This window comes from Kitasatospora sp. NPDC059827 (assembly GCF_042731675.1).
GTDB lineage: Bacteria > Actinomycetota > Actinomycetes > Streptomycetales > Streptomycetaceae > Kitasatospora.
In genome coordinates this window covers 1-21,597 of the sequence record NZ_JBHWIV010000104.1, presented here as the reverse complement: position 1 = coordinate 21,597, position 21,597 = coordinate 1, and the positions used below count along the sequence as shown (strand labels likewise).

The window sequence follows — 21,597 nt, the reverse complement described above, 5'->3', positions numbered from 1 at the left end:
CGATCAGGAAGAACAGTGCGGCGGTCGGAAAGCCGAGCGCGGCGGCGAGCAACACGATGAACTGCCAGAACATCTTCCGCTCCTCGTCAGTCCCGGGCCGCCCGGGCACCCGAAGGTGGTGTCAAACCTGGACGGCCCTGATTGGCCGAATTGTCCAGTCGTTATCCGACGGTATGGCCGAATCGCCCCGGCTGCCACCGGAAACCGGCCCCGGCCCGTGCCACACCGGCGCAGGGGTCTGGGCGCGGGCCGGGGGTGGCGGCCACACTGTCGGGATGCAGCTACAGCTCGCAGGGGAAGCACGGCGGCCCGACCGCGAGAGCGAGGACTTCGCGGCGGCCTCGCCGGAGGCGCTGGTCCTGCTGGACGGCGCCAGTTCGCCGGCCGGCCTGGAGTCCGGGTGCCGGCACGGAACCGCCTGGTACGTCCGCCGGTTGGGGGTGCACCTGCTCGCCCGGCTGACCGACCGGGTGGACCGCTCGATCGCCGAGTGCCTGGCCGACGCCATCGTGGAGACGGCCGCGCTGCACGGCGGCCGCTGCGACCTCGGCCACGCCAACACGCCCGCGGCGATGGTGGTCGCGGCCCGGCGGCACGGCGAGTCGCTGGAGTACCTGGTGCTCGGGGACTCGCTGCTGGTGCTGGAGTTCAAGGACGGCCCGCCCAAGGTGATCGGCGACAACCAGCGCTTCCCCGGCGGGGAGGGGCTGCGCCGCCAGGTCTGGGCGACCGTCCCGGGGTCGGCCGAGCGGGCCGCGCTGCACCTGGAGTACGCGCTGGCGGTGCGCGCCGCCCGGAACCGGGGCACCGGGCCGTGGATCGCCGCCGCCAGTCCGCGGGCCGCCGAGCACGCCGAGACCGGCTTCGTCCGGCTGGACCGGCTGCACGCGCTGGCCGCCCTCACCGACGGGGCCTCGCGTTACACCGAGCGCTTCGGGCTGGGCAGTTGGGGGGACGTGCTGCAGCTGCTCGCCGAGTCCGGTCCCGGTGAGCTGATCGCCCAGGTCCGCGAGGTGGAGCGGGCGGACGCGGGCTGCGAGCGCTGGCCGCGCGGCAAGACCCACGACGACGCCTCCGCCGTCTACGCGTTGCTGTAGCCGGCGGAGGCGCTGCTCAGGCGGTGCTGCCCGGGGGGTGCTGCCCGGGTGGTGCGGGGTGGGTGGTGCGGGTCAGCGGTTCTGGCCCCAGCGGAAGCTGGACGAGTCGCCGACCTTCTGCACCCACGGCCGCACGTAGCGGGAGGGGTCGTCGCTGGTGGAGAAGCTGCCGCCGGTGATCTGGCCGACCCAGCCCTGGTCGCTGGTGTACGCGCCGGCTTCGCAGCCCTGGGTGCCGTTGCCGTGGTTGATCAGGTCGTACTGCACGTACCAGTGCGAGCTGTAGTAGAAGTGCACGTTGATCGAGCAGGTGCCCGTCCCGTCGTAGACGGAGTACGAGCTGGTGTCGATGGTCGGCCGGGCCTCGGCCGCGGTGGCACCGGTCAGGGCGATCAGCGGTGTCGAGGCGAGTACGGCGAGTACGGCGAGCCGCCGGACGGCACGGCGCATGGTGGGGTTCCTCCCGTTGTGGTCTCGACCAATTTGGCCAATGGTTCAGACCAATCGACATTATGGGGAGACGCTCGGAGCAGGTGTCAACACCCGTGCGACAAGGGGAGGATGGGACTCCGGAGGCTTCCGGTGCGAACATGGCGAAGGGCCCGGACCGTTGCGGTCCGGGCCCTTCGGGTGTGCCGACGTCAGTGGGTGTCCGTGGGCGTCAGTGGGCGTCGGTGGGGATGGTGCCGAGGCGGCCGGCCTGGAAGTCCTCCATGGCCTGCTGGAGCTCGCGGTGGCTGTTCATCACGAACGGGCCGTAGTGGGCGACGGGCTCGCGGATCGGGAGGCCGCCGAGTAGGACCACCTCGAAGTTGTTGTCGCGGGAGTCCTGCTTCTCGTCGGCGCGGATGGTGATCGAGTCGCCGTCGCCGAAGACGACGGCCTGGCCCCGGTGGAAGGGACGGCGCTCGGCACCGGCCGAACCGTTGCCCGCGAGGCCGTAGGCGAGGGCGTTGAAGTCGGCGCGCCAGGGCAGGGTGACCTGGGCGCCGGGGTTGACCGACGCGTGGATCATGGTGATCGGGGTGAAGGTGGTGCCCGGGCCCTGGTGGCCGTCCAGCTCGCCGGCGATCACCCGGAGCAGCGCGCCGCCGTCCTCGGAGCCGAGCAGCTTGACGCTGCCGCCGCGGATGTCCTGGTACTTCGGGGTGATCATCTTGTCCGAGGCGGGCAGGTTCACCCAGAGCTGGAGGCCGTGGAAGAGGCCGCCGGACCGCACCAGGGACTCCGGCGGGGTCTCGATGTGCAGGAGGCCGGAGCCGGCGGTCATCCACTGGGTGTCGCCGTCGGTGATCGTGCCGCCACCGCCGTGCGAGTCCCGGTGGATGAACGTTCCGTCAATGATGTAGGTGACGGTCTCGAAGCCGCGGTGCGGGTGCCAGGGGGTCCCCTTCGGCTCGCCGGCCGCGTAGTCCACCTCGCCCATCTGGTCCATCATGATGAACGGGTCGAGGTACTTCTGGTTGATCTTGGCGAAGGCGCGGCGGACCGGGAAGCCCTCGCCCTCGAAGCCCTCGGGGGCGGTGGCGACGGTGAGCACCGGCCGCGGGGTGGCGACGGTCTGGTCCGGCGTGGTGACGCGCGGGAGGGTCAGCGGGTTGTCGACGGTCACGGCGGGCATGTCGGCCTCCTTCGAGGGGGGTTCTCTGGCCTACGTCCACGAGAATAGTTCAATCCTCAACAACAAGCAAGTTGAAAGTTGAACTATGTGGTGACGAAGGAGCGCGGGGCTCCTCTCCCGGGGTGGGCCGTCCGTCAGCCGTACATCCGGCGCATGGTGAAGTCGACCATCTGCTCCACGGCCTTGGCGTCGAACACCATCCGGTGCTCGCCCTCCATGTCCAGCGCGAAGCCGTAGCCGGTCGGCAGCAGGTCCAGCACCTCGGCGCCGGTGACGGTGAAGTGCTTGGAGTCCTTGCCCGCGTAGCGGCGCAGCTCCTTGAGCGAGCTGAACATCGGGATCACCGGCGTCGGGGTGTTGTGCAGCGCCAGGAAGCCGGGGCGCTCGCCGCGCGGGCAGTGCACCTTCGAGGTGATGAAGATGGCCTGGAAGTCCTCGACCGCCATCGAGCCCGTGGTGAAGGCGCGCACCGCGTCCGCCAGGGACGGCGGGGAGGGCTCGGGGTACAGCGACTGCTGGGGCGCCTGCCCCTGGGCGCCGTACGCGTCCGGTCCGGGCATGCCGTTCATGCCCGGCTGCGGACCCGCCTGCTGCTGGTAGGGGTCACCCGGGTATGCGTTCTGGTCATATCCGTACACACGGACAGGCTAGCGGGAGCGCACCCGCCCGCGCTGGCGTCGATCCTGACAAGGAGTGGTCGCCCCGGCTTGTGGGACGTGACCACGTTCATACCGGATTCACCGCCGGGGGCTTGCCCAAGTTACCGCTGGGTAGCATCATGATGCCTACTGGTGGGTACGGGGCGCCCGAAACGCGGCGGTCTCCCGGAAGCGACGAACCGGAGAAAACGGCCATGGGTCACTACAAGTCCAACCTGCGGGACGTGGAGTTCAACCTCTTCGAGGTGTTCGGTCGCGACCAGGTGTACGGCACCGGGCCGTTCGCGGACATGGACGTCGAGACCGCGAAGAACATCCTCAGCGAGATCGCCCGCCTCGCCGAGAACGACCTCGCCGCGTCCTTCGTCGACGCCGACCGCAACCCGCCGGTCTTCGACCCGGAGACCAACACCGCCCCGGTCCCGGCCACGTTCAAGAAGAGCTACCAGACCTTCATGGACGCCGAGTGGTGGCGCCTGGGCATCCCGGAGTCCATCGGCGGCCAGGTCACCCCGAACTCGCTGATCTGGGCCTTCGCCGAGCAGATCCTGGGCTCCAACCCCGCCATCTGGATGTACTCCTCCGGCCCGGCCTTCGCCGGCGTCATCGCCGAGGAGGGCACCGAGGAGCAGCTCGAGGTCGCCAAGCGGATGACCGACCGCCTGTGGGGCTCCACCATGGTCCTCACCGAGCCCGACGCGGGCTCCGACGTGGGCGCCGGCCGCACCAAGGCGATCCAGCAGGAGGACGGCTCCTGGCACATCGAGGGCGTCAAGCGCTTCATCACCTCGGGCGAGCACGACATGTCCGAGAACATCATCCACATGGTGCTGGCCCGCCCCGAGGGCGGCAAGCCGGGCACCAAGGGCCTCGGTCTGTTCATCGTCCCCAAGTTCGACTTCGACTGGGAGACCGGCGAGCTGGGCGAGCGCAACGGCGTCTACGCCACCAACGTCGAGCACAAGATGGGCCTCAAGGCCTCGAACACCTGCGAGATGACCTTCGGTGCCAAGCACCCGGCCAAGGGCTGGCTGCTGGGCGAGAAGGTCGACGGCATCCGCCAGATGTTCAAGATCATCGAGTTCGCCCGGATGATGGTCGGCACGAAGGCCATCGCCACCCTCTCCACCGGCTACCTGAACGCCCTGGAGTACGCCAAGGAGCGCGTGCAGGGTGCCGACATCTCCCAGTTCCTGGACAAGACCGCCCCGCGCGTCACCATCACCCACCACCCGGACGTGCGCCGCTCGCTGCTGACCCAGAAGGCCTACGCCGAGGGCATGCGCGCGCTGGTCCTGTTCACCGCGTCCGTCCAGGACGACATGATGGCCGCCAAGCTGCGCGGCGAGAAGGACGAGGCCGCCGAGCGCCTCAACGACTTCCTGCTCCCGATCGTCAAGGGCTACGGCTCGGAGAAGTCCTACGAGCAGCTCGCCCAGTCCCTGCAGACCTTCGGTGGCTCCGGCTACCTGCAGGAGTACCCGATCGAGCAGTACATCCGCGACGCCAAGATCGACACCCTGTACGAGGGCACCACCGCCATCCAGGGCCAGGACTTCTTCTTCCGCAAGATCGTCAAGGACGGTGGCCAGGCGCTCACCGCCCTCAACGAGCAGATCCAGAAGTTCCTCGGCTCCGCCGAGGGCGGCGACGCCCTGGCCGCCGAGCGCGAGCTGCTCGCCAAGGCCGCCGGCGACCTGGAGGCCATCGTCGGCAAGCTCATCGCCGACCTGACCTCGGTCGAGCAGGACGTCAAGAACATGTACAAGGTGGGCCTCAACACCACCCGCCTGCTGATGGTCTCCGGCGACGTCGTGGTCGGCTGGCTGCTGCTGCGCCAGGCCGCGGTGGCCCTGGCCAAGCTGGAGGCCGGCGCCTCCGAGAAGGACGTGCCGTTCTACCAGGGCAAGGTCGCGGCCGCCCGCTTCTTCGCCAAGAACGTCCTCCCGACCATCGCCCCGCAGCGGGCGATCGCCGAGGGCATCGACAACGAGATCATGGAGCTGGCGGAGGAGGCCTTCTAAGGCCTGCGCCCTCCTCTTCTGAACCGCCTGACGACACCCTCACACCGAAGGGCCCGGCTGCCACCGGGCCCTTCGGCGTTGTCGCACCTCTAGGTGCCGCCGTGCAGGGCCTGGAGGGGGTCGGTGCGGGCCGCGCGCAGGGCCGGGTAGAGGCCGGCGAGGAGGCCGACGGCGGTGCCGATCAGGGGGGCGGGCAGGGTGCTGGCGGGCTGGAGGACGGCGGTCCAGTCCCGGGCGGCGGCCACGCCGACCACCGTGACCACGCCGAGGCCGGTGCCGATCAGGCCGCCGAGGGTGCCCAGGGCCGTCGACTCGGTGAGGAACTGGGCCGCGATGTGGCCGGTGCGGGCGCCCAGCGAGCGGCGCAGGCCGATCTCCGCGGTCCGTTCCAGGACGGCGACCAGCGTGGTGTTGGCGATGCCGACGGCGCCGACCAGCAGGCAGATCCCGGCCAGGGCCAGGAACAGGCCGGTCAGGTCGGAGGCCACCGTGTCCTGGAGGCCGTGCGGGTCCGGCGGCGGGACGGCGGTGAACGCGGTCGGGGCGTCCGGCCGCAGGGCGAGCGGGAGTTGGGCCGCCACCACGGGCGCCGCGCCGATCCGGGTGGCGACCAGGCCCTGGGCGCCGCGGTCCGGCTGCGGGGCCGGGTTCCCGAAGTGCTCCAAGGCCGTGCCGGCCGGGACGATCAGGCCCAGCAGGGCGCCGGGCCCGCGCCGGACGTCCGCGTAGACGCCGACGACGGTGTACGGGAGGCGGTCGATGAAGACCGCCGGCTGGGCGTCCAGGCGGCTCACCCCGAGGCGTGCGGCGGCGGCCTCGCTGAGCAGCACCACCGGCTGTGCGGTGTCCTGGACGAACGCGTCCAGGGTGACCCCGGCGGTCAGGGTCGGCTCCATCGCGGCGACCGCGCCCGGGGTGGCGGCCAGGACGGACAGTCCGGCGCCCTCGTCGGGGCCGTCCGGGCGGCGGGAGAGCGTCGGGGTGCCGGGCACCGGCCACCAGACGCCGCCGGCCCGGACGCCGTCGATCGCGGCGATCCGGCGGTCGGCGTCGGCGGGGAAGTCGCTCGGCGGGTTGGTGCCGGGGGCGACGCCGTCGGTGCGCGGCAGGTCGGTGACGGTGACGGTGGTGGCCCTGGTCAGGCTGAACCGCTCGTCGATCCGGCCGGTGGCGGTCGCGGTCAGGCCCAGGACGGCGACGAAGGCGCCGATGCCCAGCACGGTGCCGAGCAGGGTCAGCGCCGAGCGGCCGGGGCGTTGCAGGAGGCCGGAGAGCGCCTCGGAGAGCAGGTCGCGGGGGCTGAGGCGGGAGGACGGTCCGGGAGGCGTGGGGCGGGCCATTCAGACCACCTCGGGCACGGTCAGGCGGCCGTCGCGGAGCAGGAGCCGGCGGTCGGCGCGGGCGGCCACGGCGGGGTCGTGGGTGATCACCAGCAGGGTGAAGCCCTCGGCGTGCAGGGCGTCGAACCGGTCCAGCACCGCCGCGGCGTTGGCCGGGTCCAGGTTGCCGGTCGGCTCGTCGCACAGCAGCAGGCTGGGCCGGTTCACCAGGGCGCGGGCGATCGCCACCCGCTGGCGCTCGCCGCCGGACAGGGTGCCGGGCAGCGCGTCCGTGCGGTGGCCGAGGCCGACCAGGCGCAGCGCCGCCAGCGCGGCGGCGCGGCGGGCGCGGCGCGGGGTGCGGTTGTAGACCTGGGCGAGGAGGACGTTCTCCTCGGCGGTGCGGTGCGGGAGCAGGTGGAAGGACTGGAAGACGAAGCCGATCCGGTGCCCGCGCAGGGCCGAGCGGTCCCGGTCGCGCAGGCCGGCGGTGTCGATGCCGTCCAGCTCGTAGCGGCCGCCGGTGGGGGTGTCGAGCAGGCCGAGCAGGTGCAGCAGGGTGGACTTGCCGGAGCCGGACGGGCCGGTGACGGCCAGGTACTCGCCGCGGTGGACGGTCAGGTCGGTGGGGTGCAGGGCGACGACGGGCGGGCGGCCGGGGTGGGTGCGGCCGACGCCGTGCAGGGCGATGACGGGCGGTGCGGCGGGGGAGTCCGTCGCCGGCGGGGTCACTTGCCGACCACCACCTGGTCGCCGTCGCGCAGCCGGGCGCCCTCGGCGGGGGTGACGGCCACCAGGCCGTCCGCGGTGACGCCGGTGGCGACCGGGACGGTGCTGCGGTTCCCGGCGGGATCCACCCGGGTGACGGAGGTCCGGCCCGCCGCGTCGGTGGAGATCGCGGCGACCGGGACGGCCGTGACGGGGGCGCCGGCCCTGGCCCTCAGGACGGTGAGGCGGACGTTCCTGCCGTTCAGGGCGGCGGGCAGCGGGGCGTCCGGGGTGATCGTGACCGGTACGTAACTCTGGCCGCCCGGCTGGCTGTTGGGCGCTCCGGCGGCCGGGCCCGCGGCGCCGGGCTGGGCGGGGCCGGGCTGGGCGGGGTTGGAGCCCCCCGGCGCGCCCGAGCCGCCCAGGGTGATCACCTTGCCGGCCGGGGCAGCGGTGGTCGGGGCGCCGACCTGGGCGACGGTGCCGGGGGCGGTGGTGCCGGAGTCCTCGGCGAGCAGCTCGACGGCCATGCCCGGCTGGACGCCGGCCGCCTGGGCCGGGGTCAGCTGGCCGGTGACGGCCAGGCCACCGCTGGTGAGCGACAGCAGGGCGCCGGAGACCGGCGAGCCGACCGCGCCGTTGACGGCGGTGACGGTGGCCGGGAGGGCGGGCAGGAACAGCACGTGGGCGGCCGGGACCATCGGGCCGTTGACGGCCTCGGCCTTGCCGAGGGCGGCCCGGTCGTCCGCCAACTGCTTCCTGGCGTTGGCGAGTTGCCGGTCGAGGTCGCCGGTGGAGGGCCGGGGCTGCTGGGGCTGCTGGGTCGGGGGCGGGGTCGGGGGCGGTGCGGTGGCGCCCGCCTCCTTCTGCTTCTGCGCGGTGAGGCCGTCCACCGTCTGCCGGTCGGTGTCGACCGCCTTCCGCGCGGTGTCCACGGCCTGCTGGGTGGTGGCGCCGGTGGTCGGCACCGGGTAGCCGAGCGCGCGGTAGAACCCCGTCACCGCGGCGGCGGTGCCGGGCCCGTACGAGCCCTGGTCGTCCTCGCCGCTCCCGTGCCCCAACCCGGCCAGTGCGGACTGGAGTTCGGCCACGTCGGGGCCGGTGCTGCCCGGCTTGAGGTCGCGGTACGCGGGCACCGGCCCGGGCAGGGCGAACAGCGGCTGCCCGGACACCTCGGCGAGCAGCCTCCCGGCCACCGCCAGGTCCCCCTGGCGCACGCCCAGCTTCGAGACGAACAGGCCGGTCACCTCGGTCGAGGCCGCGGTCGGGACCACGTCGTACTGCGCGGGCGGGTACACCACCGCGCGGGCGACCGTCGAGGGCGTCAGCACCCGGCTGACCACCGGCGCGGTCAGCAGGCTGTTCGGCGGCGGAGCGGTCCGCGCGGCCCGCTCCGCCGGGGACTTCACCAGCGCCGCCGCCCCCACCCCGCCCACCGCCACCAGCGCGGCGGCCAGCGCCACCCCCAGCAGCGCCCGCCGCCGCCGCGCGGCCCGCGACGGGGCGGGCGGGGGAGGCGGCGGGTCGGCGGTGCCGTCGGCGGTCTTCGTCGTCGTGGTCAACTCATCCCTCTCCCCGAGGACTTCACTGCGACGAGTGTTATCACCCGGCGGTCGGGCGCGGGTGGGGGTTCCCGGCTTTTCGGTGCGCGGCAGGGCCGTGCGGCGCGGCCGCGGTCCGTGCTCCGCTGACGGTGTGCGACCGGGTCGGACCAGGGCGTGAAGAAGGGCCGGTGGGAGGCGGGTTCGGGATCGCGCCGGTGTTCCGAAACCGTTGCCCGGTCCCGAATGCCATGTCCGTGTACGGGCATATGCTCAAGGTGCGAAGCCGATCCCCCATCCGGCTTCGGCCCTCCCTCGACCCTGGAGCAGTATGTCGACCGCCGCCCGCCGGGCCTTCTTCGACCGGACGCACACCGACGATCTGATCGCGTTCCTCGGCACCTCGCCGTCCCCGTACCACGCGGTCGCGAGCGCCGCCGAGCGCCTGGAGAAGGCGGGGTTCCGTCAGGTCGCGGAAGCGGACGCCTGGGACGCGGCGGCCGGCGGGCGCTACCTGATCCGCGGTGGTGCGCTGATCGCCTGGTACCTGCCGGAGGGGGCGGGGCCGGAGACGCCGTTCCGGATCGTCGGCACCCACACCGACTCGCCCAACCTGCGCGTGAAGCCGGTCCCCGACACCGGCTCCGCCGGGTGGCGGCAGGTCGCGGTGGAGATCTACGGCGGGGTGCCGCTGAACACCTGGCTGGACCGTGACCTCGGCCTGTCCGGCAGACTCGCGTTGAAGGACGGCAGCGCGCGGCTCGTCCAGTTGGACGAGCCGCTGCTGCGCGTGCCCCAGCTCGCCATCCACCTGGACCGCCAGGTCAACGACGGCATGAAGCTGGACCGGCAGCGGCACGTCACCCCGATCTGGGGCCTCGGCCCGGTCGACGAGGGCTCGCTGATCGGCTACGTCGCCGAGCGGGCCGGGCTGGCCGCCGAGGAGGTGGCCGGCTGGGACCTGATGACTCACGACGTCCAGCCCGCCTCGTACCTGGGCCGTGACCGCGAGCTGCTGGCCGGCCCGCGGCTGGACAACCTGCTCTCGGTGCACGCGGCCACCGCCGCGCTGGCCGCCGTGGCCGTCGCCGCCGCCGGGGGCGAGGTGGAGCTGCCGTACATCCCGGTGCTGGCCGCCTTCGACCACGAGGAGACCGGCAGCGAGTCGGACACCGGCGCGCAGAGCCCGCTGCTCGGCAACGTGCTGGACCGGACGGTGTACGCCCGCGGCGGCTCCCCGGAGGACCGCGCCCGCGCGCTGGCCGGCACCGTCTGCCTGTCCTCGGACATGGGCCACGCCGTCCACCCGAACTACTCCGAGCGGCACGAGCCGGGCCACCACCCGCTGCCGAACAACGGGCCGATCCTCAAGGTCAACGTCAACAACCGCTACGCGACCGACGGGGTCGGCCGGGCGGTGTTCGCGGCCGCCTGCGAGAAGGCCGGCGTGCCGTGGCAGAGCTTCGTGTCCAACAACGCGATGCCCTGCGGGACGACGATCGGTCCGATCACCGCGGCGCGGCTGGGCATCAAGACGGTGGACTGCGGCATCGCGGCGCTGTCGATGCACTCCGCGCGCGAGCTGTGCGGGGCCGAGGACCCGTACCTGCTGGCCAGCGCGATCAAGGCCTTCCTGGAGGGCTGAGCACGTAGCCGCGAAGGGGCCCGCCGGTCCGCCGGCGGGCCCCTTCGCGTCTTGCCCGGTTACTCCATGCCCGCCAGGACCAGCGGGAGGCGGCGCACGCCGTCGGCGACCAGCTTCACCGGCACGCCCCAGTCCTGCTGGTGCACGTGGCAGGCCGGGTACTCGATCTCCGGGTCGTCGTCGCAGGAGGCGGCCATCGCCGAGACGTGCAGCACGCCCTCGGTCACCTCGGCGGAGAGCACCAGCTCGCGGGAGAGGGCGGAGTCCGCGCCCGCACCGGAGACCAGCAGCTCGGGCGGGGTCGAGCTGACCAGCAGCCGGGTGGACGGGCCGTAGCGCTCGTCCAGCTTCTGGCCGCTCGGGGCCTCGAACACCACGTCCAGCCGCAGGGCGCCCGGGGCGACCTCGGTGGCCGCGCGCTGGGTGCGGTGCGCCACCGACTCCACCCGCACCGCCTCCTCCGGCAGCCGCAGCCGGGTCAGCCGGTGCCGGGCCGACTCGATGACCACGATGTCGCCGTCGACCAGCACCGCCCCGGAGGGCTCGCGCAGGTCGGTGGCCAGCGTGGTGACCTCGCCGCTCGCCGGGTCGAAGCGGCGCAGCGCGTGGTTGTAGGTGTCGCTGACGGCCACCGAGCCGTCCGGCAGCACGGTGACGCCCAGCGGGTGCTGGAACAGGGCCTGGTCGGCGGCGCCGTCCCGGTGGCCGAAGTCGAACAGCCCGGTCCCGACGGCCGTTTCGACCGTCCCCGTTTCACGTGAAACGAAGCGCAGCGCGGAGGTCTCCGAGTCGGCGACCCAGAGCCGCCCGCCGTCCGCGGAGACCGCGAGGCCGGACGGCTGGGCGAACCAGGCCTCCGCGACCGGGCCGTCCACCAGGCCCTCGTTGGTGGTGCCGGCCGCCACGGCGACCGTGCCGGCCGCCGGGTCGTACGCCCACAGCTGGTGCACGCCCGCCATCGCGATCCACACCCGGCCGTCGAACCAGGCGACGTCCCACGGCGAGGAGAGGTCCACCTCGCGGGCCGGGCCCTCGGTCGGCGTGCCCTGCCACCACTGGCGGCCGGTGCCCGCCAGGGTGGTCACGCTGCCGTCGGCCAGCCGCACCCCGCGCAGCGCGTGGTTCACGGTGTCCGCGACGACGACGTCGTACGGGCTGCCTTCGGGGAGCAGCGCGAGGCCCTGGGGCTCGCTGAACCGGGGGCTGGTGCCGTCCACCAGGCCGCGCTGCCCGTCACCGATCCGGCGCACCACCGTCTCGCCGTCCTCGGCCAGCTCGACCAGCGAGTGGTGGCCGGAGTCGGCCACCAGGAAGTGGCCGTTCGGCAGCCGCACCGCCTTGCCGGGGAACTTGAGGTCCTCGCTGCTCGGCTCCGGCGGCACGTACGGGCCGTCGCCGCGGCGCAGCGTGCCCTTGGCCTCGTGCTCCGCCTCCAGCTCGGCCACCAGCCGGGCGATCGCGTGCGCGTGGCCCTCACCGGCGTGCTGGGCCACCACGTAGCCCTCGGGGTCGATCACCACGAGCGTCGGCCAGGCGCGGACGGCGTACTGCTTCCAGGTCGCCAGCTCCGGGTCGTCCAGCACCGGGTGGTGCACCTCGTACCGGGCGACGGCGTCCACCACGGCCTGGTGGTCGGCCTCGTGCACGAACTTGGGCGAGTGCACCCCGACGATCACCACGGTGTCGCGGTGCCGCTCCTCCAGCTCGCGGAGCTCGTCCAGGACGTGCAGACAGTTGATGCAGCAGAAGGTCCAGAAGTCTAGTACGACACACTTACCTCGCAGGTCGGCAAGCTTGAGTTCCTTGCCGCCTGTGTTGAGCCATCCACCGGCGCCGACCAGCTCGGGGGCGCGGACACGTGCACGAGAAGCCATGCCCTCATCTAACCGCAGAGGGTGCTGCCGCATTTCACGTCTGGGTAGTGGTCGTGCGTCAGTCCACCGCTGTAGTGTTCGATCGATGTTCGATTAGGCCTCAAGTTCATCGGGGGGCGGCATGGGCGACACATGGTTCAGTTTCACGCGCGAGTTACTGGATTGGAGTATGCTCTGACTCATGAGCGAGGAAGAGGACGCCATTGGCGATCTTGAGGGCGCTGGTGCCCTCGACGCGATTCGTTGGGCCGGCGAGTCCGCGTACGGCCGACTGCTGGAGGACTATGACCCCGCGACGGGCCATGATCAGGGGTGGATCGGGTACACGGCCCACAAGCTCCTGCTGGACCGCCTCCACCGAGTCTTCTCGTGCGGCCCCTACGTTGTCGGTGCGGGTGAGGCCGACGCGGGTATGGATGTCGTGGCGAGCGGACTGGGCGACAGCTACCTTTCGATGCCCAGGATCTCGGCTGGGGTGGCATCGGTCTCCGACCTGAACGGATCTCCGGGTTGGCAGTCGGGCGAGTGGCGATGGCTGCTGACTTCGTATCCGCATGGGACTGTGGACAAGATTCATTGGCAGCAGAAGAGTCCGACCAAGCGCAAGGTTGCTGCCCAGCAGAGTCCTGACGTTCCGATGCTGCCCTTCGAGGAGATTGAGATGTTCGGGGACGTCTCGCTTCAGCCGGAGGTTCCGGAGCTGGATGTGGAGGCTTTGGTAGCCAGAACCCTCGTGGTTGCGCACAGCGTCCACCCGGAGTTTCGCGTTCGCGAGTTCTTCATCGGACGTCCACGAATGAACAAGGGCGGGGGAGCGGCCTGGTGGTGGAAGTATGACCTGCTGAAGAGTGCTCCTGGCTTCGGTGGCTATGCTCCCGTCACGACGCAGCCGGTACCCCTGGCACCCACTCCTCATGTTGTGCCCGATGCGCCTGTTCGTCGGCGTGTTCAGCCGATGGAAGCGCCTACCCGAGAAACGATTGGATAGACATGCACACCGTTCACCGTCCGGCACCTCAGGTCGGTGATGTAGCGCGCCTGTTTGACGGCAGGCGTCTTCGGTTGGCCCGTCAATTGGCGGGCCTCCGTAAGAACGCTCTCGCCGCAATGATCGGTAAAACGCCGACGGCTGTAGCTTCATACGAGAATGGAAGTAAGCGCCCGGCGGCAGCAACAGTGGCTCAGCTGTGTCTCTCTTTGAGCGTGGACCCGACGTTCTTCTTGTCAGGTCCTGGGGAGATTGATTTCTCTGACCGCACGCCTCATTTTCGGTCGCTTAGATCAACCACGCAGATCTCTCGTGACCAAGCTACGGCCTACGGCTTGGCTACAATCGACGCGGCCGCCTCGCTTGAGCGGCATATCGAATTTCCCGAGGTGGACCTTCCCAGTGTGCCGGTTGATGTTGAATCGGAGTTGGAGGAATCCCCGGAAAGAGCCGCTCGGGAACTGCGAAAGCTCTGGAATCTCCCGGACGGGCCTGTTGGTCATCTAGTCCGCATTGCGGAGAACCACGGAATTCTTATCGTTTTCAGTCCGCCGCAAGCTTCTTCGGTGGACGCCTATTCATTTGACAGTAGGGTTCGGCCGGTCATTGTGCTGAACCCGACGAAGCGAGATTACTTTAGGCAGCGATTTGATGTAGCGCATGAAATCGGTCACCTGGTCATGCATGCGGACTCGGAGCCTGGCGGCCGTAAGGTTGAAGATCAGGCGCATAACTTTGCTGCCGAACTCCTGATGCCTGCCGACGAGATGAAAGACTTGCTTCCGTCGTCAGCGGACTGGGCCCGGCTTGCTCAGATCAAGCAAACCTGGGGGGTAAGTCTCCAAGCACTCCTTTATCGTGCTCGTCGGTTGGGGGTAATGGGGGAGGTTACATACAGGAACGCTGTCTCCTTCTTGTCTGCGAAAGGGTGGCGTAGGCAGGAGCCGGGCGTCATGCCGGCGGTTGAGCAGCCGTCTCTACTGGCTCAGGCCGTGGGGCTGCTAGAGGAAGACGGCGCAGATCTGGACGGATTGGCCTATGAGGCCCGAGTGCCAGTCTCTCTATTTGAGACGATTGCATCGCGAACGCCCCGGAATTCAGTGAGCGGTGCGTCCGCAGGTGCTCCGGAGGGTGACTCTCTTCCAAGCGGAGTGGTCTCCATTCTGTCTCGCGGAGAGCCCAGGTGAATCGTGCTGCGCGGCCTTATCTCCGGAGAGCTGATTTCTAGGGCTTCCGGTCTAGCCGAGGTAGGGAGAAATCCGCTGTTCCAGGAAGTGCTGGAGCCGTAGGTGCTGGGTGTGGTGCATCGGCAGGTCGGCGATCTCCTCGGGGAAGGCGAAGCGGAGGTCGGTGGACTCGTCGGAGATGCGCAGCGTGCCGCCGGTTACCCGGGCGGTGAAGCAGATGTTGAACTGCTGCCTCACTTCGCCGTCCGAGTAGGCGATGACGTGGCGCGGGTCGGTGTACGTGCCGACCAGGCCGGTGATCTCGACTTCCAGGCCGGTCTCCTCGAAGACCTCCCGCACGGCCGTGCCAGGAAGGGACTCGCCGAGATCCATCGTCCCGCCGGGCAGGGCGTACAGGCCGTTGTCGACCCGCCGCTGGAGCAGGATGCGCCCTGCCTCGTCCGTCACGACGGCGGAGGCGGCGACCACAAGGCGGTTGGGCTTGGGGGCGTCAGGATCGTCGTAGTACTCGGTCCGTGCCACGGATCAGCTCTCCTCGACCGGTCGGGCGGTGCTCCACACCGCATCGAAGCTCGAAGCGTAGGTGTCGAAGAGCGTTCCCGCACCTGTCCGGCGAAGGTGCCAGACCGGCGCTCCGAAGGCGTTCACACCCCACACGTGGGCGTTCGCCAGCAACTGGTCGTCGGCCCGGTAGAGGCTGTTGTAGAGCGTTGTCCCGTGCGTGCGGATCTCGATGCCGGGCGTGCCGACAAGCGGCCGGTAGTGCATGAGGGCGAGCCTGCACCGGGACTCGATGCCGTGGCCGAACTTCTCCTCCTCCCCGCGCTGCCTCACGTTCTCGCTGTCGGGGTCGCCGATGGCGATCCGGACCGTGCAGCCCTCGGCGGCGCGCTCCCGGAGGAGATCGTTGAGCCGCGGGTAGGCCTCGTGGAGGAAAACGGCGGCGTAGACCAGCACGTCGATGTGTTCGGTGGCCTTCTCCAGCAAGCCTACGATGACGGACACCGGTAGGTCGGCCCGCTGCTCGTAAAGGGCCACCAGCTCGGGGGCTTATCGTCCGCGCGGCACGTGGCTGCCGCAGGCTCGGCCACAGTGCGAACATGTCTTCTCCCAGCGCTTCGGCAGCCACACGGGCCGTCCCCATACGAGGCGTCCGATTCTGATTGGCCCAACGTTCAACCGACTTGGCGTCGACGCCGGCTTTGTCCGCCAGGGCGGCGCACGTCCAACCGCCTGACGCCATAACGGCTTTCAGCCTCTCGTTCGGCATCTCGCGTGTCTCCCCGCAAAGTCCGGACTCTTGTAGGGACGTTGTACCGCGCGAGGGACGTTCTCAAGTGTCCTTTGAGCGAGGTTTCACCGTCCCGGGGCGCTGCCGGATCTTTGTGAGAACTCGCCGGGAGGAGGTAAACGATGGTGGACGACAGAGACACGCGGACGTTCTCCGAGCACAAGGCGGCACGTCGCGTGTCAGTGGCCTCCTTCAATCCCCTCGACGACTACGACGCCGAGGTGTCGGGGCGTGTGGTTGCGCAGGGGATTTCTCGCGAGTGGCCTGCCTGTGCCTGTGGCGCGGATCTGTGTCCCGACACGGGGAATGCGGGGTCGTCCTGTGGCGGGGCATAGCCGAATGAATCTGGTCGGCCGCATTCTGCCGCTCACGGCTGAGAGCGCCGCGGACGCCGGCCAGTGCCCCGGATGTGAACTCTTCGACGGCATGGCCGCGCAGTACCCGGACAACCCGACGATCCTGCGCAAGGTCGCCAAGTGGCGTGACCAGCACGCGGACGACGGAGAGTGCCTGGCGGTGCGCGATGACGGATGAGTCCCTGGAGGTCCCGCAGGACTCAATGAAGCGCCCCAACGGGGCCGCTGAGCCTGTGGACCCGTTCAGGTGGATGAAGGCCCGCTCGTGGCCCCCTCAGAACCCCGTCGAGCACCGGCCGGTTCTCACCCCGGAGGAGTTCAGCGAGGCTTCGTTGACGGCCGAGCAGCGCGACCGGCGCACTGAGCTTCTGGCCCGGCTGCGCGAGGCGAACCACCCGTGGCGCTGAGCGCCTCACAGACCCCCGTGCCGTCCGTCTGGGGAAGGACCCGGCCGGTACGGGCAGCAAGGTGCACGACAGGCAGAGGAACGCCTCAGCCTGACCGACAGAGAGGGGAAGACCATGGGCAAGCGCGGCGGCGGGAACGGCGACGGCAAGGGCGGCGGGCAGCAGGACGACAGCAACAAGGGCGCCGGGCACGGCGGCGGCGGGTCCGACGAGGGCGGCAACACGTCCGACGGCTCGTCCCCGGCGGGTGGCTGCGGCAAGTGACGGGCGAAACGCACAAGGAGGCGGGCCCCCAGGGGCTCGCCTCCGCGCTGATGGCCAGCGGCGCACTCTCTACGGACTGGCTCCCCTCCTTCAAGGCCGTACCCCGTGAGCTGTTCGTTCCGGACCGCATCTGGCCGGGCATCGCGGACGGCACCGAACAGAACCCCGTGGTGTACCGGTCGCAGGACCCCGAGGCATGGCGGAGCGCGGTCTACTCCGACATCCCGTTGACCACGCAGTGGGACGACGGAGACCACCATGGGGACGGACTTGGCACGACCCCTAGTTCGTCCAACTCCATGCCCACCATGATCTTTTCGATGCTCCAGGACCTCGATGTTCGTCCGGGAGACAGGGCGCTGGAGGTTGGTGCCGGTACGGGGTGGAACGCGGGCCTTCTGGCCCACCGCCTGGGCAACCCGAACGTCGTGACGATCGAGTTCGACCCGGATGTCGCCCGAGGCGCCCGCGCGAACCTGGACCTGGCCGGAATCGCGCCGACCGTGGTCGAGGGCGACGGACGGCGGGGCTGGCCGGACGGCGCTCCCTACGACCGGATCATTGCAACGTGCTCGCTGTTGGAGATCCCTCGCGCATGGCTGGAACAGTCGAGCCCTGGCCTTCCGGCCGGAACTTCCCTTCTTCTAGGCCGAGTTGCCCGACTGGGGGCCTGAAAACGGCGTTACACCCAGGGTGCGTGTTTCGAGCTGGGGCCGGGATCGCTGAGCGGTCAGGCCGTGAACTTCCGGAGCGCCCCGCCCAGCACCACGAGCACGCGGTCAGAACGGCGGACGCTGGTGGTCGAAGTCCCGTCGGGTCTTGGCCCGATGGCAGCTCTTGCAGAGCACCTGAACGTTGCCGTCGATGTCCTCTCCGCCGAGTGCAAGTGGCTGCCGGTGGTCGATGTCCACGCCGCTGGGCAGGAAGCGCCCACCACGCGCCACGCAGTCGCCGTGCCCGGCCTTACGCACAGCCTTCCGCAGATGTGCCGCCGCATCCGTACCAGCTTGCTATGGCTGCCCGCCGCTTGCGATGCGACTGCACCGTACGACCGGTTTCGTAGGCCCGGTGGTGCTCGTCGCACCGGCCGTTGCGGGTGGCCCACCCCCTACAGTCAAGGCACCGTGTGCGCATGACTCCCCCTCCCCCGTGAAGTCACGGATCACGTGATCCGTGGGCCTGTCACGCCCCAGCAGGGACACCTCTCGCAGCAGCGCCGGACTGGCGATACGGTGATTAAGACGGCTATGCCAAAGGCAGCCGGAGCAGCGCGGCCAATCTGTGCCAGTGCCGCCCCGATGGACATCTCCACACCCTCACGAGAGGGGACAGTGATGCGCAGGCGAATGCCTGGCCGGCGGACGCTTCTAAGGCTGACCACGGCCCTGGTCCTGTCTGGAGGGTTAATCCCTCTCACGGCAACGTCCGCTAACGCCTACCCACCAGCTGGCTGGTTCCAGCTACGAACCACCGTGCGAGACCAAATTGGTTCTGTTCGCGCCATGGATGTGCTGTCAGAGACGTTCCAGGTCGATGGAACCATTCGCTTGAACGGCCCCTTCATAGAAGATCAGCAGCGCTGGAAAGCTCTGCTCGTGTCGGGCGATATAGGCGACATCAAGCTCGAAAACAAGTTGACCGGTCAATGCATAAGCTATGCAACCACTGTTCATCCTACGGTCGTTATGACCCCATGCAACGGGCCAGAAACCGTGTTCGAGTCGGTGGCCGTTGGGGGCGGCATGGTATTCCAGAGCAAGGAGGAGTTTAGCAACTTCCCTCCATTCCCTGGATTTAAGGTCTGCCTAGAAGCCGAACCGGGCTTTGGCCCGCACTTCGGCCACGTACTCATGCAAGCTTGCGACATCGGAGCCCCGTACACAGACCTCGAAACCTGGAATGCCGTACCGATTCCTCCAGGCTGAGACCGCGTAAGCCCAACGACCCCTTCCGGCTGCGGCTACTCGTGGGCAACGCGGCCCCCTTCGCTGCACGACTCCGGCGGCAACCCCGGTAGCGCGGGGTTCGTGGTGCATGGGCGAAAGGAGACGGGGCACTCAGACCACCTGCCATCGAGGGGTGTGCGGTACTCCCCGTCTCCCACCTTCCCTAGAGCGCAACGACTTCCCGGGGTTCCCCCGTGTCCCCCGTTTCCCGGGCCGTTGCGGCTCTGGCCCCTCTAGAGCGCAAGCCCTTCCTGGTGTTCTGCTGTTTTGAAGGCCGATCTCGACTCTCTTTAGAAATCTCTATGGTGTTTCGGAATCAGGCATCAAAACACCAGAACACCAGGATCCGCCGCTGTAGTGGCATGCGCACGCCAGATTGCCAGCCGACACGCCGGTCAGAACCGCCGCAACAGGCCTTCGCGCTCCCGGCACCGCCGGTCGTAGTACGCGGGCGGGTACCAGGGCTCACCGGGCCGGCTGGGGGCGTAGTGGGCGTGCTCCATGGACGTGGTGTCCCTGCCGCAGAGCGTCCGGTCCTGGGGGTCCTCCGGGGCGTCCGGGTCGGCCCCGGCCGCGTGCACCAGGGCGACGGTGGGCGGATCCTGGTCGGCATCCAGCTCGAAGAGGATGACGATCGAGGCCACGTACCGACCATGCGCCCGGGGGCGCCGCTGTGCACCCGCTGCACGGCCGTCTGCGGGCGTGACGAAGCCCCGGCAGGCTCAGGGCCGTACCGGGGCTGTAGGGACGTTACAGGGCCGGCTATTCCTTGATCTCGGCCCACTTGATGCGGACTCGCTGCTCCGGGATGAAGCGCTTGCCGCGTTCTCCCTTGCTGATGAAGACGCCGTCTATGGCCAGGGACAGGCGGTCCCGTTTCTGGTCCTGCGTCGATGCGGCCCAGGCGGGGTGCAGCATTTCGCTGTCGAGCAGTGGAGTGATGTCGACGGCGGGGAGTGGGATGTTGGCGAGGTCGGCGCGTAGGCCGTCGATGCGGCTCTGGAGTCGGGCGGCGAGGCGGTCGTAGCGGTCGAGGGCACCAGGGCGGTCAAACTCGCCTCGGACGTAGCGGGCGTCTTCGAGGTCGGCCAACCGGGCTTCCTGGTCAGTGATTTCGGAGGCGATCGCGTCCCGCTTTGCGAAGGTTTCGGGATCGGTGCGCTTCATCCACCGGTCGGCGATCGTCACCAGCAAGGGGTCGTCCAAATCCAGGGCGGGCAGCAGCGACAGGAAGCGCTCGGACACGTACTCGTCCACCCGGTCGGCCATGGCGCTGGCTCCGGGGCACTGGTTGCCCGCTCGACGGGCCATGCACTGGTAGCTGTTGCCGACCTTGTGCATCCGGCGGCCGCACCCGGGAACGTCGCAGAACACCAGGCTGGTGAGCAGCGCCGTGCCGTTCGGCTTCGGCATCCGCTTGCCCGCGTGGATACGGGTCCGGGATTCGAGTTGCCGGATGATTCGCTCGCGCTCGCCGACGGTGATGATTCCCTCCCCGATGCTGACCGTGTCCAGCGTCTCGGGGTCTCGGTAGGGGAACACGCGGCTGGTGAACTTGCGGCTGCCGTCCTCGGCTTCGATGGTTTCGGTCTCGGGCATGAGACCGGCGAAGGCGGGCGACTTGACCAGGTTCATGATGCTCGCGGCGTTCCACTGGCCGCCCCGGGCGGAGGGGATGTCGTACTCGTTGAGCAGCCGGGCGATCTGTACGAGGGACTTGCCGGCCAGCGCGTCATCCGCGATCAGGCGGGCGTAGACGGCCGTCTCGGGGTCGTGTGTCAGCTTTTTCGTGGTGGGGTCGACCAGCAGGCCGTACGGCGGTTGTCCGCCGATCCACTGGCCCTGTCGGCGCAGGTGCCGCTTCGCGTGGGCCACGCGGGTGCCGAGGTTCTTCGACTCGGAGCGGGCCAGTTCGGCGAGCATGGCGACGACCATGCGGGCCGAGTCGATCGAGGTGTCGAGGCCGTCGACCACGGAGACCAGACGGCCGCCCGCTTTCTCGATGTCGTCCAGGACCTTGCCGACCTGGCCGATGCCCTTGCGGGACAGCCGGTCGAGCTTCCAGACGATCAGGGTTCCGACGACGCCCGCAGTCACGGAGGCAAGGGCGGAGTCGAAGCCCTTGCGCTCGACGTCCTTGAAGCCGGAACGCCCCCGGTCGATGTGGACCTTGCGGACCGTCAGCCCGTTGCGCTCGGCCCAAGCCCGGCAGTCGGCTTCCTGCCGTTCGATCGCCGTCTTGCCGTCCCGGTCCAAGGACAGCCGAAGGTACAGGTCACACAGAGTGTGGTGGTGCACGTACGCCCCCTCTGGAGTTCCCTACATTGTGTAGGACTTCCAGAAGTCCAGGACGGTGATCTTGCCCCGGAAGTCGGCGAGGGTGAGGTCCTTGCCGCCGGTGTTCAGCCAGCCGCCTGCTCCGACCAGTTCGGGGGCGCGTACGCGTGCACGAGATGCCATGGGTGTATCCAACCCCATGGGGGGTGGGTGGCATTCCGGGGGTGTGGGGGCCGCTGCGCGGGGCTGGGGTGTGGGGGTGGGCTTTCGGGAGGGTGGGTTGGTCCGGGGGCGGTTCCGGGGGTGGGTGCTCCGGCGGCTGGGTGATTTTCGGACCGCCGACCCTCATCGCGGGGGGGGGTCTCGCCGTGGGCGGTCTGAAAATCCTGTCTC

The 21,597-nt window shown here is 69.8% G+C and carries 21 protein-coding genes and 1 pseudogene; 9 read left to right on the top strand and 13 right to left on the bottom strand.

Annotation, left to right across the window (positions count from 1 at the left end; all coding sequences use genetic code 11):
* Window positions 1-275: 275 nt before the first annotated feature.
* Window positions 276-1,097, top strand: a complete 822-nt coding sequence (locus ACFV8H_RS36805) for an integrase (RefSeq protein WP_375896737.1) — start codon at window positions 276-278, stop codon at window positions 1,095-1,097.
* Between the two features lie 72 nt (window positions 1,098-1,169).
* Here ACFV8H_RS36805 and ACFV8H_RS36800 read toward each other — a convergent pair whose 3' ends face one another.
* From ACFV8H_RS36800 to ACFV8H_RS36790, 3 genes are all read right to left on the bottom strand, one after another.
* The gene (locus ACFV8H_RS36800) at window positions 1,170-1,547 is read right to left on the bottom strand and encodes a hypothetical protein (protein ID WP_380408512.1); all 378 of its coding nucleotides are present in this window, start codon (window positions 1,545-1,547) and stop codon (window positions 1,170-1,172) included.
* 211 nt (window positions 1,548-1,758) lie between these two features.
* Window positions 1,759-2,718: a pirin family protein gene (locus tag ACFV8H_RS36795; protein ID WP_375896743.1), complete on the bottom strand. Its 960-nt coding sequence runs from the start codon at window positions 2,716-2,718 to the stop codon at window positions 1,759-1,761.
* A 134-nt stretch (window positions 2,719-2,852) separates the two neighbouring features.
* A complete protein-coding gene (locus ACFV8H_RS36790) occupies window positions 2,853-3,356 on the bottom strand; it encodes an SseB family protein (protein WP_380408510.1) in 504 nt (167 codons plus the stop codon).
* A gap of 215 nt (window positions 3,357-3,571) precedes the next feature.
* Here ACFV8H_RS36790 and ACFV8H_RS36785 point away from each other — a divergent pair, with 215 nt between their 5' ends.
* Window positions 3,572-5,401: an acyl-CoA dehydrogenase gene (locus ACFV8H_RS36785; protein ID WP_380408508.1), complete on the top strand. Its 1,830-nt coding sequence runs from the start codon at window positions 3,572-3,574 to the stop codon at window positions 5,399-5,401.
* Window positions 5,402-5,490: 89 nt separating this feature from the next.
* On the opposite strand, the gene ACFV8H_RS36780 is transcribed toward ACFV8H_RS36785, so the two are convergent.
* From ACFV8H_RS36780 to ACFV8H_RS36770, 3 genes are read right to left on the bottom strand one after another with little or no spacing between them, the layout of a single operon-like run.
* Window positions 5,491-6,741 carry an ABC transporter permease gene (locus ACFV8H_RS36780; RefSeq protein ID WP_380408506.1) on the bottom strand — a complete coding sequence of 417 codons (1,251 nt, stop codon included), beginning with the start codon at window positions 6,739-6,741 and terminating at the stop codon, window positions 5,491-5,493.
* Window positions 6,742-7,452 carry an ABC transporter ATP-binding protein gene (locus ACFV8H_RS36775; RefSeq protein WP_380408504.1) on the bottom strand — a complete coding sequence of 237 codons (711 nt, stop codon included), beginning with the start codon at window positions 7,450-7,452 and terminating at the stop codon, window positions 6,742-6,744.
* Window positions 7,449-8,990: a peptidoglycan-binding protein gene (locus ACFV8H_RS36770; RefSeq protein WP_380408502.1), complete on the bottom strand. Its 1,542-nt coding sequence runs from the start codon at window positions 8,988-8,990 to the stop codon at window positions 7,449-7,451. The genes ACFV8H_RS36775 and ACFV8H_RS36770 overlap by 4 nt, the downstream gene beginning before the upstream one ends.
* A gap of 310 nt (window positions 8,991-9,300) precedes the next feature.
* Between ACFV8H_RS36770 and ACFV8H_RS36765 the strand changes: the two genes are divergently transcribed.
* Entirely contained in the window at window positions 9,301-10,614 is a 1,314-nt protein-coding gene (locus tag ACFV8H_RS36765) for a M18 family aminopeptidase (protein WP_375896757.1), read from the top strand.
* A gap of 59 nt (window positions 10,615-10,673) precedes the next feature.
* Here the strand turns inward: ACFV8H_RS36765 and ACFV8H_RS36760 are convergent, their stop codons facing one another.
* Window positions 10,674-12,488: an NHL domain-containing thioredoxin family protein gene (locus tag ACFV8H_RS36760; RefSeq protein WP_380408500.1), complete on the bottom strand. Its 1,815-nt coding sequence runs from the start codon at window positions 12,486-12,488 to the stop codon at window positions 10,674-10,676.
* 181 nt (window positions 12,489-12,669) lie between these two features.
* On the opposite strand from ACFV8H_RS36760, the gene ACFV8H_RS36755 reads away from it, so the two are divergent.
* Window positions 12,670-13,476, top strand: a complete 807-nt coding sequence (locus ACFV8H_RS36755) for a hypothetical protein (protein ID WP_380408498.1) — start codon at window positions 12,670-12,672, stop codon at window positions 13,474-13,476.
* Between the two features lie 2 nt (window positions 13,477-13,478).
* On the top strand, window positions 13,479-14,663 hold the full coding sequence (locus tag ACFV8H_RS36750; protein ID WP_380408496.1) for a helix-turn-helix domain-containing protein: 1,185 nt from the start codon (window positions 13,479-13,481) through the stop codon (window positions 14,661-14,663).
* Between the two features lie 51 nt (window positions 14,664-14,714).
* Here ACFV8H_RS36750 and ACFV8H_RS36745 read toward each other — a convergent pair whose 3' ends face one another.
* Both ACFV8H_RS36745 and ACFV8H_RS36740 read right to left on the bottom strand, forming a co-directional pair.
* On the bottom strand, window positions 14,715-15,185 hold the full coding sequence (locus tag ACFV8H_RS36745) for an NUDIX domain-containing protein (RefSeq protein WP_380408494.1): 471 nt from the start codon (window positions 15,183-15,185) through the stop codon (window positions 14,715-14,717).
* Between the two features lie 3 nt (window positions 15,186-15,188).
* Window positions 15,189-15,933 (bottom strand): annotated as a pseudogene (locus tag ACFV8H_RS36740) (XRE family transcriptional regulator).
* Window positions 15,934-16,293: 360 nt separating this feature from the next.
* On the opposite strand from ACFV8H_RS36740, the gene ACFV8H_RS36735 reads away from it, so the two are divergent.
* From ACFV8H_RS36735 to ACFV8H_RS36725, 3 genes are all read left to right on the top strand, one after another.
* Complete coding sequence (locus ACFV8H_RS36735; protein WP_380408492.1) at window positions 16,294-16,488, top strand: hypothetical protein; 195 nt, start codon at window positions 16,294-16,296, stop codon at window positions 16,486-16,488.
* Between the two features lie 343 nt (window positions 16,489-16,831).
* Window positions 16,832-16,981, top strand: a complete 150-nt coding sequence (locus tag ACFV8H_RS36730) for a hypothetical protein (RefSeq protein ID WP_380408490.1) — start codon at window positions 16,832-16,834, stop codon at window positions 16,979-16,981.
* The gene (locus ACFV8H_RS36725; protein WP_380408488.1) at window positions 16,978-17,655 is read left to right on the top strand and encodes a methyltransferase domain-containing protein; all 678 of its coding nucleotides are present in this window, start codon (window positions 16,978-16,980) and stop codon (window positions 17,653-17,655) included. Before ACFV8H_RS36730 ends, ACFV8H_RS36725 begins: the two co-directional genes overlap by 4 nt.
* A 105-nt stretch (window positions 17,656-17,760) precedes the next feature.
* On the opposite strand, the gene ACFV8H_RS36720 is transcribed toward ACFV8H_RS36725, so the two are convergent.
* A complete protein-coding gene (locus ACFV8H_RS36720) occupies window positions 17,761-17,952 on the bottom strand; it encodes an HNH endonuclease (RefSeq protein WP_380408486.1) in 192 nt (63 codons plus the stop codon).
* Window positions 17,953-18,483: 531 nt separating this feature from the next.
* Between ACFV8H_RS36720 and ACFV8H_RS36715 the strand changes: the two genes are divergently transcribed.
* On the top strand, window positions 18,484-18,906 hold the full coding sequence (locus ACFV8H_RS36715; RefSeq protein ID WP_380408485.1) for a hypothetical protein: 423 nt from the start codon (window positions 18,484-18,486) through the stop codon (window positions 18,904-18,906).
* A gap of 416 nt (window positions 18,907-19,322) precedes the next feature.
* Here the strand turns inward: ACFV8H_RS36715 and ACFV8H_RS36710 are convergent, their stop codons facing one another.
* From ACFV8H_RS36710 to ACFV8H_RS36700, 3 genes are all read right to left on the bottom strand, one after another.
* Complete coding sequence (locus ACFV8H_RS36710) at window positions 19,323-19,571, bottom strand: hypothetical protein (protein WP_380408483.1); 249 nt, start codon at window positions 19,569-19,571, stop codon at window positions 19,323-19,325.
* Window positions 19,572-19,689: 118 nt separating this feature from the next.
* Window positions 19,690-21,225, bottom strand: coding sequence for a recombinase family protein (locus tag ACFV8H_RS36705; protein ID WP_380408482.1), 1,536 nt, complete (start codon window positions 21,223-21,225; stop codon window positions 19,690-19,692).
* Between the two features lie 21 nt (window positions 21,226-21,246).
* Window positions 21,247-21,387 (bottom strand): hypothetical protein, encoded by a 141-nt coding sequence (locus ACFV8H_RS36700; RefSeq protein ID WP_157846567.1) that lies wholly within the window; start codon window positions 21,385-21,387, stop codon window positions 21,247-21,249.
* Window positions 21,388-21,597: the final 210 nt, after the last annotated feature.

Bases quoted from the DNA above. Each gene is read 5' to 3' on its own strand.
- ACFV8H_RS36805 (WP_375896737.1), top strand. From the start codon at position 276: ATGCAGCTACAGCTCGCAGGGGAAGCACGGCGGCCCGACCGCGAGAGC.
- ACFV8H_RS36800 (WP_380408512.1), bottom strand. From the start codon at position 1,547: ATGCGCCGTGCCGTCCGGCGGCTCGCCGTACTCGCCGTACTCGCCTCG.
- ACFV8H_RS36795 (WP_375896743.1), bottom strand. From the start codon at position 2,718: ATGCCCGCCGTGACCGTCGACAACCCGCTGACCCTCCCGCGCGTCACC.
- ACFV8H_RS36785 (WP_380408508.1), top strand. From the start codon at position 3,572: ATGGGTCACTACAAGTCCAACCTGCGGGACGTGGAGTTCAACCTCTTC.
- ACFV8H_RS36780 (WP_380408506.1), bottom strand. From the start codon at position 6,741: ATGGCCCGCCCCACGCCTCCCGGACCGTCCTCCCGCCTCAGCCCCCGC.
- ACFV8H_RS36765 (WP_375896757.1), top strand. From the start codon at position 9,301: ATGTCGACCGCCGCCCGCCGGGCCTTCTTCGACCGGACGCACACCGAC.
- ACFV8H_RS36760 (WP_380408500.1), bottom strand. From the start codon at position 12,488: ATGGCTTCTCGTGCACGTGTCCGCGCCCCCGAGCTGGTCGGCGCCGGT.
- ACFV8H_RS36755 (WP_380408498.1), top strand. From the start codon at position 12,670: ATGAGCGAGGAAGAGGACGCCATTGGCGATCTTGAGGGCGCTGGTGCC.
- ACFV8H_RS36750 (WP_380408496.1), top strand. From the start codon at position 13,479: ATGCACACCGTTCACCGTCCGGCACCTCAGGTCGGTGATGTAGCGCGC.
- ACFV8H_RS36735 (WP_380408492.1), top strand. From the start codon at position 16,294: ATGAATCTGGTCGGCCGCATTCTGCCGCTCACGGCTGAGAGCGCCGCG.
- ACFV8H_RS36730 (WP_380408490.1), top strand. From the start codon at position 16,832: ATGGGCAAGCGCGGCGGCGGGAACGGCGACGGCAAGGGCGGCGGGCAG.
- ACFV8H_RS36715 (WP_380408485.1), top strand. From the start codon at position 18,484: ATGGATGTGCTGTCAGAGACGTTCCAGGTCGATGGAACCATTCGCTTG.
- ACFV8H_RS36700 (WP_157846567.1), bottom strand. From the start codon at position 21,387: ATGGCATCTCGTGCACGCGTACGCGCCCCCGAACTGGTCGGAGCAGGC.